This is a genomic window from Desulfobacter hydrogenophilus (assembly GCF_004319545.1).
GTDB lineage: Bacteria > Desulfobacterota > Desulfobacteria > Desulfobacterales > Desulfobacteraceae > Desulfobacter > Desulfobacter hydrogenophilus.
The window spans coordinates 3,079,053-3,091,903 of the sequence record NZ_CP036313.1 but is presented as its reverse complement, the minus strand read 5'-3'; the positions used below and the strand labels follow the sequence as shown (position 1 = coordinate 3,091,903).

The following is a 12,851-nucleotide window of genomic DNA, read 5'->3' as shown; positions in this document are numbered from 1 at the left end:
AGTTGGGCAGAAATAACGCCTAATTTTGGTTCATCTACAAGGCGCATTAAAGGTTGAATAGCAGGCAGGCCTATTTGGATTTGGCCTTTGATGCAACGAAGTAGATGGGCTAAAAGGCAAGCTATTTCGTTCAAGTTATTTAATCTGAGGTCCTTAGGACTCATACTGAACTCGAATCCTGTCCAGTACACCGTTGATGAACGGCCCGGAATCCCGGGTGCCGAATTTTTTACCGATTTCCACCGCCTCATTAATGGATACCGATGACGGGATATCCGACAAATTAAGCATCTCAAATACGGCAATACGCATAATATTTCTGTCCACTGCCGGCATACGGGAAATCTTCCAATTCTTCGCCCATTGATCCAAAAGCGTATCTATTTTTTCTCGGTTCCCCAGCACTCCATCCACAAGCGTTTGAAAAAAAAGACGTGTGGACTCACTTAAATCTTCCCCGTGCTGTTCAAGGAAATCATCCATTTGCAATCGGGTATCAAATTTATTAAGATCCAAAGCAAACAGGGCCTGCAGAGCCAATTCCCGGGATTTGCGCCTGTCACCCATGCTCTATTCCATATTTTTGCATAAGTTTGCCATTTCAACGGCGCCCAAGGCCACATCAAAGCCCTTGTTTCCAGATTTTGTACCGGCACGTTCAATGGCCTGCTCAATGGTTTCAGTGGTAAGAATACCAAACATCACCGGCACTTTAGCCTCAAGGCTGACGGAAGCAATTCCCTTGGATACTTCGGCACACACATAGTCATAATGGGTTGTGGCCCCGCGGATCACGGCACCTAAACAGATAATGGCGTCATATTTTTTAAAGGCAGCCATTTTGGCTGCTGCCAAAGGGATTTCAAAGGCACCAGGGACCTTGACAATGGTAATATCCTGATCCTGTGCACCGCTTCTGATAAGACAATCCAAAGCGCCTGACACAAGCTTATCTACAATAAAATCATTAAATCTTGCGGCAATAATACCAAATGTTTTGCCCTTGGCATTCAAATTGGCTTCAATTATCTGAGGCATATTTATTTTCCTTATTTTATATGTAGTAGATGACCCATCTTGGCCTGCTTACACTTCAAATACCCCTTGTTATAGGGATTAGGCGCCACTTCAATGGGCACCTGCTCCACAACGCTTAGGCCGTAGCCTTGAAGCCCCACCATCTTTTTCGGATTGTTGGTCAGCAGACGCATTTTACGCACGCCCAGATCCACCAGCATCTGGGCCCCAACACCATAATCACGCAGGTCAGCCGAAAATCCAAGTTTTTCATTGGCCTGGACCGTATCCAATCCCTGGCGTTGGTATTCATAGGCTTTTAATTTATTAACAAGGCCGATACCCCGTCCCTCCTGGCGCAAATATAGAATAACGCCGGACCCTTCTTCATCCACCATTTCCATTGCCTTGCGGAGCTGATCCTGGCAGTCACAACGCAAAGAAGAAAAAATATCACCGGTCATGCATTCGGAATGCACCCGCACCAGAATCTCCTTTTCCGGATCAATTTCACCCTTAACCAGGGCAATGTGGGTAAGATTGTCCAGATCATTCTCATAGGCAATGATTTTGAATTCACCGCCCACCCGGGTGGGAATAACGGTTTCGGCTGCCCGTTTCACAAAACTTTCTGTTTTTAAACGGTATGTAACAAGATCCGCCACCGTGCAGATGCCGATGCCGTGCTTTTTAGCAAATTTTTCAAGGGAAGGCATCCGGGCCATGGTTCCGTCATCATCCATGATTTCACAGATGACGCCAGCGGGCTTGAGCCCTGCCAGGCGTGCCAGATCCACAGAGCCTTCCGTCTGGCCGATGCGCGCCATAACCCCGCCGTCCCGGGCCCGCAAAGGAAAAATATGGCCAGGTCTTGCAATATCCTGGGGTCCGGTCTCATCATCCACTGCTGTCAAAATAGTGGTGGCCCGATCTGCGGCTGAAATGCCTGTGGTCACACCTTGTTTGGCCTCAATGGAAACCGTAAACCCCGTACCGTACTGAGAAGTGTTGTGCTCAACCATCATGGGAAGGTCAAGCTTATCTGCAATACTTGAATCAAGGGACAGACATATCAGCCCGCGGCCATAAGTAGCCATAAAATTGATGGTTTCAGGGGTTACGGCCTCGGCCGCCATGGTCAGATCGCCTTCGTTCTCCCTGTCCTCGTCATCCACCAGGATGACCATTTTTCCCTTTTTTATATCTTCGATCGCCTGTTTAATTGTCAAATGCGGCATTTTATTATCCTTTACAAGAATCCGTTCCGGGCAAGAAGTGACATACTGATGTCCAAGTCGGCATCAGCGCCGGCGTCGTTAGCACTCTTGGTGCTTTTCCCCTGCCCTGATAAAAATTTTTTCACATATTTTCCCAGCATATCCGTCTCAATATTGACTTGGTCCCCTACGTTTTTAAACCCTATTGTTGTAATTTTTGCGGTATGGGGAATGATACTTACCGAAAAACCGTTTTGCCGGCATTGGTTGATGGTTAGACTGATCCCGTCAATGGCCACTGAGCCTTTTTCTATCATCTCATCGGCAAGGTTTTCCGGCACCTGGATATCATATATGATGGCATTGCTCCGGGTCTCAATTTTTGAAATCACACCTGTACCGTCTATGTGGCCCGATACCAGATGCCCATCTATGCGGTCAGACAACTTCAGCGCCCGTTCAATATTGACCCGGGCGCCGGGTCCAACGGAACCAAATGTGGTGCGATACACAGTTTCCGGTGCCATGTCCACCTTGAACTGACCTTTGCCAAGGCTTACTGCGGTCAGGCAGGCCCCATTTACGGCAATGGAATCCCCTATCCCCGTACCGGAAAGATCCAGGTCACAGGCAATCACCAAAATCTTGCCTTCTCCATGGGTTTCAATGCGCCGAATGGTGCCCAGACTTTCTATGATCCCAGTAAACAAAAGTCATCTCCCACCAAATTATATTCCATTACTAACCGGCCTATTCCGGGGTTCAATATAGCCTGTAACCAAGGTATCTGAGCCGAACTGCCGGGTAGTGACCCGGACCAGTTCAAACACGTCCTTTATCTTTTCAGGCCCCGATCCGTTGAACACTGGGATGCCGTCATTTCCGCCCATAATCTTGGGGGCAAGAAAATAGCAGATCTTGTTAACAATCCCTGCGGCCAGAGCCGATGCTGCCACACGCCCCCCGCCTTCAATGAGAAGACTTGTGATGGACAGTTTTCTCAACTTAATCATCAGGTCATTTAAATCAAGCAAATTTTCCACGACTCGGCATTCAAGAACCTGTACACCCTTGTCTTTGAAGCGCTGAATTTTTCCTGGATCACAGCCTGGACCGGTAACAATGATGGTAGGGGCGCTTGATTCTTGAACCACAACCTTGGCATTTTCTTGAATACTCAAACGGGTATCCAGAATTATCCGGGCAGGATCGAGAGCCTGTTTCTCATCAATTCTGGCGGTTAAGGACGGGTCATCCCCATGCAGGGTGCCGGAACCGATAAGAATAGCATCATTTTGATGACGCAATACGTGGCCGAATTTTCGGGATGCGCGAGAGGTGATCCACTGGGAATCCCCAGTCCTGGTGGCAATATATCCATCAAGGGTGGCAGCACATTTCAAGGTGACAAAGGGCGTTTTGTCGTTCTGAACATTCCAGACAAAGTCTTCGATCAAGGTCAAGGCCTCTTGTTCCATAAGCCCTGATACAACCTCAAGGCCTTTTTCCCTCAAAAAGTCAATTCCGCCCCCCGCAACATTGGGATTGGGATCTTCGCAGGCCACCACAACTCGTGAAATACCTGCCTTAAGAATTTTATGGGTGCATGGGGGGGTTTTTCCAAAATGGTTGCAAGGTTCAAGGGTTACGTAGATGGTGGAATCGACTAACTTTTCAGGATTTCTTACTGCGGCATCATCAATGGCCACCACCTCTGCATGGGGACCTCCTGCTTTGGGATGAAAACCCTGGCCAATAATCTGACCGTTTTTCACCACCACGGCACCGACACAGGGATTGGGAGAGGTATATCCTTTGCCCCGGGCTGCAAGCTCCAAAGCCCTTGCCATATAATCCGAGTCACTCATCAGTCTTGACAGGGCCTTCCATACCCGGCTCGGCATCTGTGGATCGATGCTCCTTATGAATCAGACTTTCAAGTTCCTGGATAAAATCCGTCACATCCTTGAACTCCCGATACACGGAAGCGAACCGGACATAAGCCACATCATCCAGATCCTTGAGTGCATTGATAATTTTCTCGCCCACCGCTTTGGCAGACACTTCCCGGTCCCGGCCTTCCTGCAGGTCCCGTTCAATCTCATCCACAATCTGCTCAATCTGGTTGACGCTGATGGCCCGTTTTTCACAGGCTTTTTGAATGCCACGCATCACTTTTTCCCTGTCAAACTCCTCTCGGCGATTGTCTTTTTTAACGATCATGACAGGGACCTGTTCCACGCGTTCATAGGTGGTGAAACGCTGGTCACACGCCTGGCACTCTCTTCTGCGCCGGACCTCGAACTCAATTTTGCCCGGCCGTGAATCCACCACTCGGGTATTTGGGTTACCACAATAAGGGCACTTCATATCAGCCTCTTATGGTGTTTGAACGTAAAGTGACCCATCTGCGACGTTGCAAAAAAGATTTGCAATCCTCACAACCATAAGGTTGCTCCGGTTACAAATTTTTCTGCGCCTTGCACCTGGGCAACTTTACGTCCAAACACAATTTTTTGTGCAGGCACTATTGTATGAACGATGGAAAACCGTTCTTTTCTTTTATCAATCAAGTTGGATCAATTCCACCCCGGCCTGGGCAAACATTTCCAAAGAGAGGGGATCGTCGTATCCCTCCTTGAAATATACTTTTTTAATCCCGGCGTTAATAATCATCTTGGCGCAAATGGAACAAGGCTGGGTGGTGCAGTAAAGTGTGGCACCGGCAACAGCTATTCCGTGGTAGGCCGCCTGGATGATCACATTCTGTTCAGCATGAACGCCCCGGCAAAGCTCGTGTTTTTCCCCGGAAGGTACCTTGAGCTGTTCCCGCAGGCAACCGGTTTGAATGCAATGGGGAATTTGGGAAGGCGCGCCGTTATAACCCGAGCATAAAATGCGTTTATCCTTAACCAGCACGGCACCCACTTTTCGCCGAAGACAGGTGGCCCTGGAGGCCACAAGGTCTGTGATGGCCATGAAATATTCGTTCCAAGAGGGACGGCCATCACCAACGGCATTTACGGAATCTGGGGGAACAGGGTCCATCAGCTGGCAGCATTTTCATATAAAGGATACTGGGTGCACAGTTCTTTAACCTTGACGGCAACACTAGGAACATTGGCCTCGTCATCCAGCACATCGCAAATAAATCCGGCTACAGCGCCCACGGCATCCTCATTCATTCCCCGGGAAGTGATCAACGGCACGCCAATCCGCACACCAGAGGTAACAAAGGGGCTTCGTTTTTCATTGGGTACGGTATTTTTATTCACTGTAATATTCGCCCTGCCCAAACGATCTTCAGCATCTTTTCCGGTGATATCCCGCCCGGAAAAGTCCACCAGGACCATGTGATTGTCCGTACCATTGGACACCAGTTTGTAGCCCCTTTCCATGAGTACCTTTGCCAGAACGGCGGCATTTTTTATCACCTGTTTCTGATATTCAGTAAACTCGGGCAACAATGCCTCTTTAAAGGCCACGGCCTTGGCCGTAATAACATGCATCAAAGGACCGCCCTGGATACCGGGAAAAATCTGGGAATTGATTTTTTTGCCCAGCTCGGCGCTGGAGAGAATCAGTCCGCCCCTGGGACCGCGAAGGGTTTTATGGGTGGTGGAGGTGATAATATCTGCGTATCCCACAGGCGTGGGATGTACACCTGCAGCGACAAGTCCTGCAATATGGGCCATATCCACCAAAAAAAGCGCGCCGCAAGCTTTGGCAATTTCAGAAAAGCCCTTAAAATCAATGGTTCTAGGGTAGGCGGAAGCTCCTGCCACAATCATTTTAGGCTTATTTGCCCGGGCCAAGTCTTCAACCTGATTCAAATCAATGGTCTCGGTTTCCGGATTTAAACCATAATGGGAAAAATTGAACAAACGACCGGAAAAGCTCACCCCTGCGCCGTGGGTTAAATGACCGCCATGGGAAAGATCCATGGCCAGGATCCCGTCCCCTGGCGAGAGCACGGCAAGGTAAGCCGCCATATTCGCCTGGGATCCGGAATGGGGCTGAACATTAGCAAATTCCACACCAAACAGCTTTTTTACCCGTTCAATAGCCAGATTTTCCGCCTGATCCATGTACTGGCACCCGCCATAATAACGTTTTCCCGGATATCCTTCAGCATATTTATTGGTCATGATGGAGCCTTGGGCTTCCATGACTGCCCGGCTCACCGTATTTTCCGAAGCGATGAGATTCAGCCCGTACTCCTGCCGACTGTATTCACTATCAATAACTGAGGCAATTTCAGGATCACAAGATTTGATAAATTGTATATTTTGCATAATTCAATCGCGCGTTGGCATAGTTTGACAACACAGCCCTTTTTATTTCTATTTCAAGTAATTAGACTTTTATTAAAGGGGAAATAACAAGCATGATGCAACCTGTTTAAAATATGTCGGCCGATATTCTCATCTATTCTTAACCGATTTTACCCAACTTCATCCAGGGAAAGGATACGGTCCAGATGGCGACCGCCTTCAAAGGGAGTGTCAAGCCACTCCCTGACCAGTTCAAAGGCAAGAATGTCACCGATCACACGACCACCCATGACCAAAATATTGGCATCATTGTGCTGCCGGCTCATCCTTACGGAAAAAATATCCGAACATAGGGCAGCCCGTACGCCTTTGAATCGGTTGGCCTGCATGGACATACCAATACCGGTACCGCATAAAAGGATACCTCGGTCGAATGTACCGTCGGAAACTGCCTTGGCAACCTTTTTGCCAAAATCGGCATAATTTACCGAAGTCGTGCTGTAGGTGCCCGCATCCTCAACCTCATAGTCAAGGCCAACGAGCAGATCCTTGATCTTTTCCTTTAATTCAAACGCGGCATGGTCACTGCCGATGATGATTCGTTTATCCTTATCCATATCTACCCGGACCCTTATATTTGTTTATGATTTTGATGCAATGAAATCATAAATATCCTGGACGGTCGACAATTTTTCAGCCTGATCATCATCAATTTCAATTTCAAAAACCTCTTCCATTGACATGATAAGCTCTACGATGGTCAGAGAATCTGCACCAAGGTCTTCGATGAGAGAAGCCTGGGGAACCACATCCTCAACATCAATGCCGGGAATCTTTTCAGCAATAATTTTTCTTACTTTGGTTTCAATGGTCATGTTCTGACTCCTTGAAGTGTTTTCCGGCAAAGCTATTCATCTACCTCCATGTCCGGTTTTACATCCCTACCTTTGTAGGTTCCACATTCAGGACATGCAGTATGGGGCAGTTTGGGCTCCTGACACTCGGGGCATATCGTTATAGTGGGGGCACTGGTCTTATAATGGGTACGTCTTTTTCTTCCTCTTGCTTTGGAACTCTTCTGTTTAGGTACGGCCATGACTATCTCCTAACTACATTATTTTATTTGGTTTTTATTTAATACCTGCCAAAATTTAAAACATATCTAACTACCCTATTTTTTATTTGAAGTCAACCACAGAATCCTTTGAAAGAATACACGAAATGAATCAAATCGGATTTTGTAGACCGGTCGTATTGCTTTAGACCCCGCAATTATGATAGATAAATCGTCGATTTTATATGAAAGTTTCAATTAAGTTGTTAAGTTGCTTTCATGTTTTGTTGTGGGTTGAATATAGGTGTTGATAGCCGAAATCAGCCCATGGCTGTTATACGAATTCGGGCGGTACAGGCCAAAAAAAATCTGTACCGCCTGTTGTTCGTGAAGTTTAACTTTTGGAGATCAAAATGGATACAATAATTACACGCTTTCCGCCCTCACCTACCGGTTACCTGCATATCGGAGGTGCCAGGACTGCACTTTTCAACTGGCTCTGGGCCAGAAAAAACGCAGGGCAGTTTGTGCTACGCATAGAAGACACTGATGAAGCCCGGTCCACAAAGGAGTCTGTGGACGCTATTCTCGAATCCATGAAATGGCTGGGAATTGATTGGGATGACGGTCCCTATTTTCAGACCCAGCGTTATGATATGTATAATGAACACATTGACCGCCTGGTTGAACAGGGACATGCCTACTATTGCGACTGCACACCCGAAGAAGTTAATGCCATGCGCGAAGAGGCCAAGGCCAAGGGGCTTAAACCCATGTATAATGGCAAATGTCGGAACCGCGGGCTTAAAAAAGCGAATAACACCGTGGTGCGGTTAAAAACCCCGGATACAGGCGTCACCATCGTGGACGACATCGTCAAGGGCAGCACCGCCTTCCAGAATGCTGAAATTGATGATTTTATCATCCAGAGGAGTTCAGGTGTGGCCATGTACAACCTTGCGGTGGTGGTGGATGACATCACCATGGGCATCAACACCATTATTCGGGGGGATGACCATCTGGTGAACACCCCCAAACAGATTCTGATTTACCAGGCATTAGGTGCGCCCTTACCGGTATTCGGCCATGTTCCCATGGTGCTGGGGTCAGATAAGGCGCGGCTGAGCAAGCGTCATGGTGCCATGTCCGTGGGTGAATATAGAAAGATGGGATTTCTGGCCGATGCGCTGCTCAACTACCTGGTCAGACTGGGATGGTCCCATGGTGACCAGGAGTTTTTTGAACGTCACGAGCTTATTGAAAAATTTGATCTCAAACATCTTGGCCGCTCTGCAGGCATGTTTGACATGGATAAGCTGTATGCCCTGAACGCCAAACACATCCAGAAAAAGAAACCCGAAGAATTAGGGGACGACCTTGTGCCCCACCTGGCGGACCTTGGCATTGACGCCCAAAATGATGCCTTTACCCAGGGGGTGATTGAAACGCTTCAACCCAGAAGCAAAACCCTTGTGGAGATGGCCCAGGGCGCGGCTTTTTATTACAAAGAAAAAATCGAGTTTGAAAAAAAGGCGGCCAACAAATTTCTTAAGCCCGAAACAGCGGAGCTTTTAAACAAATGCGCCGATGCCTTTGAAGGTCTTGGGGACTTTAGCCAGGGATCCCAGGAAGGGGTATTTAAACAGATCATGGAAGAAACAGGACTCGGATTTGGAAAAATTGCCCAGCCCCTGCGGGTGGCGGTCACCGGTACAACAGTGAGCCCCGGCATATTTGAAATGTTTATCGCCCTTGGAAAAGAAAAAACCATCCAGCGCATCAGAAAGGCGGCACAATTTTGTGCAGCCCAGGGCTAATAAAAACTAAGCGCTGAAAATCAAGCTGCAATACCCCACAAAATCGGCAGTGGACTGTAACGGATCAACACTTGAGGCGTAGTCAAAGCAGATGCCTTTGACTGCGCCCTTTTTTGCCGCAGCCGCAACCGTTCAAGCCACATTGGCATGCCATAATCCAGGCATGAAAGAGGTTCCTTGGAAAAGCAAAGTGATCTCCACGATTTTAAATACCTTTGGCACAAATTCAAAATATGACTTTAAATCTCTGATCACCCCCTACCTTTTTTGAAGAATAACGTTTTTCTGGACATGAATTACATCAGAACAAATCCACCATGGATGCCAGTTGGAAGATTAATCCCACAATCTGCGTACCATATTTCGGCTCAGGTCCAGATAGGTGACCTGCATCTGTGGGTCATTGCAGAAAATTTCCAGGGTGATGGTATTGTCGTATGAAATCGATTTTAACGAATCCACCGCCTGTTGCCAGTCTACGGTGCCTACGCCTAACGGCAGGTGGTCGTCGTTTCTTGACCGGTTGTCGGAAAAATGGACATGCACAAGGTGCTCCCCGAGCTCTTTGCAGAAGATCTCATGGCCATCCTTGCCGAAGTTGGTATGTCCAAAGTCCAGATGCAGCTTTAGGCCAGGTACCCGGGAGATCAGTTCTTTAAAAATAGACACCCGGTCAAAGGGCGCTTTATAGTTTTCAAACACCAGGGTAAGCCCATAGGATGCGGCCATTTCAACAATGGGCTGCAACGCCTCTATCTGGAATGAGACCAATTGATCTCTCATGGCAGGCGGGCAAACATAGCAGGGGTGGATGTTCATCACCTTTGCACCTAAACGGGAAAATATCCGTGCGCACCGCTCAAGTTCCTTTAAGCAGGCATCCCTGATCCCAGGCACTGGGTATGCATAGGGAAGGCAGGGATCGGTATGCCCGGTGATACCAAGTTCGTGGGTATCCAGAATGGCTTTAAGTCGTTGGGTATCCACATCTGAGGCCTTGGGGCCTTCGAGGGTTAGATCCAGGAACTCAAAACCGGCTTTGCCGCATTGCTCGGCTTCTTCGTAAACCGATTTTGACGGGTTGTTCATTACACCGATCTTCATGGTGACATCCTTGCATTGAGATGGTTGCCGTCTGACAGCTTTACGTCCTACCACAAGTATTCATGAAGGTTAACGGATTTTGCGTCCCTGTGCAAGCAGATTGGCCTGGGATGTTCATGCCTGTTGTATGGGTAAATTGCGATATCTTAAAATTAAAAATTAACCTGTTCAGACAAAGAGGCCTTACTATGGTGAACTGGATATGTAATAATTGAGAATATATTTACAATCCGGATAAGGGAAACCGGAAAGGAAAAAGCCCCAAAGGGACAAAGTTTAGGGGTCTTCCTGATCACTGGCGGTGTCCGCTATCGGAGTAAACAAAAAATCTGCGGTCCCCAGGCTGCTTGGCTGAAAATCTGGTTCAATAAATAGTAATTCAGGAGGTTCACAAATGAAATGGCTGCAGTTTTTTACGCCCGCCAAATCAATGGATACCGCGCAGACAAAGGCGTTCCTTTCTACACATCCGAGCGAGGAAGCCACCATCCTTGATGTCCGTCAACCCGCTGAATATGAGAGGAGCCATATTCCGGGAGCAGTCCTGATCCCTCTGCCCGAACTTTCAGACCGGCTGGGGGAACTCGACCCGGACAAGCCAACCCTGGTGTACTGTGCGGTAGGCGGGCGCAGCCGGATTGCTGCCCAGATGCTGGCGGGCGAGGACTTTAAAAAGGTAATTAATGTTTCCGGCGGTATAAAGTCATGGGAGTCGGAAATCGCCGTAGGGCCTCAGGATCTGGGAGTAGAACTCTTCTCTGGAAAAGAAGAACCGGCAGAAGTGCTCAAGGTTGCCTACTCCCTGGAACAGGGCTTGAGAGAATTTTATCTGACCCTGGGCCGGCAGACAACCAACAAAAAGGTGAAAAACCTGTTTGCAAAACTTGCTGAAATCGAGTTGAATCATCAAAAGTCCATTTTTCAGGCGTATCTGGATATCAGTGGGGAAAAGAATAAGATATCCCAGGAAGACTTTCAAGCCATGGTGGAAGTAAAATCCCTGGAGGGCGGTCTTTCGACGGAACAGTATCTTGAACTGTTCAGCCCGGACCTGGAGGTAGAAACGGATGTGATCTCGCTTGCCATGTCCATTGAAGCACAGGCTCTGGATCTTTACCAGCGTGTCACATTGAGAATAGACAACCCTGACTCAAGACAGATTGTTCAAAAAATAGCCAATGAAGAAAAAGCCCACCTGGAAAGCCTGGGTAAATTATTGGATACGTTAAAGGGAACAGATTAATGAAAAAGAACCTGGTTCTAATCGGCGGCGGACATGCCCACATGACGGCACTTGAGAACATCGCCGGATTTGTTGAAAAGGGATATACGGTTTCTGTGATCGGTCCGTCTTTCCACCACTATTATTCCGGCATGGGACCGGGCATGCTGGGCGGGACGTACACCCCTTCGGACATTCGTTTCGCCACCCGCGATGTTGTCTGCAAACAGGGCGGTCTTTTCGTAAAGGATTATGCGACCCGGATTGATCCGGCGGCAAAAACGGTTCATACCGCCGGTGGCAACAGTTTGGCCTATGATGTGCTTTCCGTGAATGCAGGATCCTATGTCTCTATGCAGGATGTACCTGAAAATGCGGAAAATATTTATCCGGTCAAGCCCATCGAAAAGCTTATGGAAGCGGCAGAAAAGCTCAAGCTCCTTTTTGAACGTAAAAAGGCGGTGGTGACCATAGTCGGCGGCGGCCCTTCCTCGGCAGAAGTGGCAGGGAACATATGGCAATTGGCGAACCGGACAAAGCAGAATATGCCTCAAATAAATATCCTTGCCGGCAACCGGTTTATGGCCAGGTTTCCTGAACGTATCCGGGGCCGTGTAACCCGTATTCTTGGAAAAAGGGGGATCCGGATTTTTGAAAACGGGTATGTAAAAAAAGTAACGACCGAATCCATTCTCATGAATTCAGGCGAATTGCGCTCCACTGATTTTACTTTTCTTGCCTCCGGCGTGAAACCGTCAAAATTGTTTGAAACATCCGGCCTGCCGGTTGGTCCGGATAATGGCCTGCTGGTAAACAGATATCTGCAAAGCGTGAAGTATCTGGATATCTTCGGTGGCGGGGACTGTATCTATTTTGAAGATCAACCGTTAGACAAGGTGGGCGTATATGCGGTCCGGCAAAACCCGGTGCTGCTGAACAACCTGTTGGCCCGGCTTGAAGGAAATCCGCTGCAGATGTTTGATCCAGGACCGGAGTACCTGTTAATTTTTAACCTGGGTGGAAACCAAGGTGTTTTGAAAAAAAGAGGGCTCGTATTCAGTGGGCAACCGGCATTCTGGATCAAAAACTATATTGACAAAAAATTCATGAAAAAATTTCAGGCCATAGAAAAAATTCTTTAAAGTG

The 12,851-nt window shown here is 48.0% G+C and carries 17 protein-coding genes; 4 read left to right on the top strand and 13 right to left on the bottom strand.

The genetic code is table 11. The features are described from left to right. Positions 1-153: 153 nt before the first annotated feature. The 12 genes from nusB to rpmF all read right to left on the bottom strand — a co-directional run bounded on the left by nusB (position 154) and on the right by rpmF (position 7,604). Positions 154-567: a transcription antitermination factor NusB gene (gene nusB / locus EYB58_RS13780; protein WP_111956283.1), complete on the bottom strand. Its 414-nt coding sequence runs from the start codon at positions 565-567 to the stop codon at positions 154-156. Between the two features lie 3 nt (positions 568-570). Further along, positions 571-1,038, bottom strand: coding sequence for a 6,7-dimethyl-8-ribityllumazine synthase (ribH, locus tag EYB58_RS13775; protein WP_111956281.1), 468 nt, complete (start codon positions 1,036-1,038; stop codon positions 571-573). Positions 1,039-1,049: 11 nt separating this feature from the next. After that, positions 1,050-2,255, bottom strand: coding sequence for a bifunctional 3,4-dihydroxy-2-butanone-4-phosphate synthase/GTP cyclohydrolase II (locus tag EYB58_RS13770; protein ID WP_111956279.1), 1,206 nt, complete (start codon positions 2,253-2,255; stop codon positions 1,050-1,052). Positions 2,256-2,266: 11 nt separating this feature from the next. Next, entirely contained in the window at positions 2,267-2,944 is a 678-nt protein-coding gene (locus EYB58_RS13765) for a riboflavin synthase (protein WP_111956277.1), read from the bottom strand. Positions 2,945-2,962: 18 nt separating this feature from the next. Next, complete coding sequence (ribD, locus tag EYB58_RS13760) at positions 2,963-4,102, bottom strand: bifunctional diaminohydroxyphosphoribosylaminopyrimidine deaminase/5-amino-6-(5-phosphoribosylamino)uracil reductase RibD (protein ID WP_111956275.1); 1,140 nt, start codon at positions 4,100-4,102, stop codon at positions 2,963-2,965. Beyond that, positions 4,095-4,604, bottom strand: coding sequence for a transcriptional regulator NrdR (nrdR, locus tag EYB58_RS13755; protein ID WP_111956273.1), 510 nt, complete (start codon positions 4,602-4,604; stop codon positions 4,095-4,097). Before nrdR ends, ribD begins: the two co-directional genes overlap by 8 nt. 68 nt (positions 4,605-4,672) lie before the next feature. Then, entirely contained in the window at positions 4,673-4,807 is a 135-nt protein-coding gene (locus EYB58_RS24460) for a hypothetical protein (RefSeq protein WP_278186211.1), read from the bottom strand. After that, positions 4,800-5,282, bottom strand: a complete 483-nt coding sequence (locus tag EYB58_RS13750; protein ID WP_111956271.1) for a deoxycytidylate deaminase — start codon at positions 5,280-5,282, stop codon at positions 4,800-4,802. Before EYB58_RS13750 ends, EYB58_RS24460 begins: the two co-directional genes overlap by 8 nt. Next, positions 5,282-6,529, bottom strand: coding sequence for a serine hydroxymethyltransferase (gene glyA, locus EYB58_RS13745; protein WP_111956269.1), 1,248 nt, complete (start codon positions 6,527-6,529; stop codon positions 5,282-5,284). Before glyA ends, EYB58_RS13750 begins: the two co-directional genes overlap by 1 nt. Before the next feature lie 149 nt (positions 6,530-6,678). Next, on the bottom strand, positions 6,679-7,125 hold the full coding sequence (gene rpiB, locus EYB58_RS13740; protein ID WP_111956268.1) for a ribose 5-phosphate isomerase B: 447 nt from the start codon (positions 7,123-7,125) through the stop codon (positions 6,679-6,681). A 24-nt stretch (positions 7,126-7,149) separates the two neighbouring features. After that, positions 7,150-7,383: an acyl carrier protein gene (acpP, locus tag EYB58_RS13735; protein ID WP_111956266.1), complete on the bottom strand. Its 234-nt coding sequence runs from the start codon at positions 7,381-7,383 to the stop codon at positions 7,150-7,152. Positions 7,384-7,415: 32 nt separating this feature from the next. Further along, a complete protein-coding gene (gene rpmF / locus EYB58_RS13730; protein ID WP_111956264.1) occupies positions 7,416-7,604 on the bottom strand; it encodes a 50S ribosomal protein L32 in 189 nt (62 codons plus the stop codon). Between the two features lie 371 nt (positions 7,605-7,975). On the opposite strand from rpmF, the gene gltX reads away from it, so the two are divergent. Next, a complete protein-coding gene (gene gltX / locus EYB58_RS13725) occupies positions 7,976-9,379 on the top strand; it encodes a glutamate--tRNA ligase (protein ID WP_111956262.1) in 1,404 nt (467 codons plus the stop codon). Positions 9,380-9,715: 336 nt separating this feature from the next. Here gltX and EYB58_RS13715 read toward each other — a convergent pair whose 3' ends face one another. After that, a complete protein-coding gene (locus tag EYB58_RS13715) occupies positions 9,716-10,483 on the bottom strand; it encodes a sugar phosphate isomerase/epimerase family protein (RefSeq protein ID WP_111956258.1) in 768 nt (255 codons plus the stop codon). A 221-nt stretch (positions 10,484-10,704) separates the two neighbouring features. Between EYB58_RS13715 and EYB58_RS24455 the strand changes: the two genes are divergently transcribed. The 3 genes from EYB58_RS24455 (at position 10,705) to EYB58_RS13700 (ending at position 12,847) form a co-directional block, all read left to right on the top strand. Continuing rightward, positions 10,705-10,803, top strand: coding sequence for a rubredoxin (locus EYB58_RS24455; protein WP_111956345.1), 99 nt, complete (start codon positions 10,705-10,707; stop codon positions 10,801-10,803). 74 nt (positions 10,804-10,877) lie between these two features. Further along, positions 10,878-11,726 (top strand): rhodanese-like domain-containing protein, encoded by an 849-nt coding sequence (locus EYB58_RS13705; protein WP_111956256.1) that lies wholly within the window; start codon positions 10,878-10,880, stop codon positions 11,724-11,726. Then, positions 11,726-12,847, top strand: a complete 1,122-nt coding sequence (locus tag EYB58_RS13700; RefSeq protein ID WP_111956254.1) for an NAD(P)/FAD-dependent oxidoreductase — start codon at positions 11,726-11,728, stop codon at positions 12,845-12,847. Before EYB58_RS13705 ends, EYB58_RS13700 begins: the two co-directional genes overlap by 1 nt. The last annotated feature ends 4 nt before the right edge of the window (positions 12,848-12,851 follow it).

Bases quoted from the DNA above. Each gene is read 5' to 3' on its own strand.
- nusB (WP_111956283.1), bottom strand. From the start codon at position 567: ATGGGTGACAGGCGCAAATCCCGGGAATTGGCTCTGCAGGCCCTGTTT.
- ribH (WP_111956281.1), bottom strand. From the start codon at position 1,038: ATGCCTCAGATAATTGAAGCCAATTTGAATGCCAAGGGCAAAACATTT.
- EYB58_RS13770 (WP_111956279.1), bottom strand. From the start codon at position 2,255: ATGCCGCATTTGACAATTAAACAGGCGATCGAAGATATAAAAAAGGGA.
- ribD (WP_111956275.1), bottom strand. From the start codon at position 4,102: ATGAGTGACTCGGATTATATGGCAAGGGCTTTGGAGCTTGCAGCCCGG.
- nrdR (WP_111956273.1), bottom strand. From the start codon at position 4,604: ATGAAGTGCCCTTATTGTGGTAACCCAAATACCCGAGTGGTGGATTCA.
- EYB58_RS13750 (WP_111956271.1), bottom strand. From the start codon at position 5,282: ATGGACCCTGTTCCCCCAGATTCCGTAAATGCCGTTGGTGATGGCCGT.
- glyA (WP_111956269.1), bottom strand. From the start codon at position 6,529: ATGCAAAATATACAATTTATCAAATCTTGTGATCCTGAAATTGCCTCA.
- rpiB (WP_111956268.1), bottom strand. From the start codon at position 7,125: ATGGATAAGGATAAACGAATCATCATCGGCAGTGACCATGCCGCGTTT.
- acpP (WP_111956266.1), bottom strand. From the start codon at position 7,383: ATGACCATTGAAACCAAAGTAAGAAAAATTATTGCTGAAAAGATTCCC.
- rpmF (WP_111956264.1), bottom strand. From the start codon at position 7,604: ATGGCCGTACCTAAACAGAAGAGTTCCAAAGCAAGAGGAAGAAAAAGA.
- gltX (WP_111956262.1), top strand. From the start codon at position 7,976: ATGGATACAATAATTACACGCTTTCCGCCCTCACCTACCGGTTACCTG.
- EYB58_RS13715 (WP_111956258.1), bottom strand. From the start codon at position 10,483: ATGAAGATCGGTGTAATGAACAACCCGTCAAAATCGGTTTACGAAGAA.
- EYB58_RS13705 (WP_111956256.1), top strand. From the start codon at position 10,878: ATGAAATGGCTGCAGTTTTTTACGCCCGCCAAATCAATGGATACCGCG.
- EYB58_RS13700 (WP_111956254.1), top strand. From the start codon at position 11,726: ATGAAAAAGAACCTGGTTCTAATCGGCGGCGGACATGCCCACATGACG.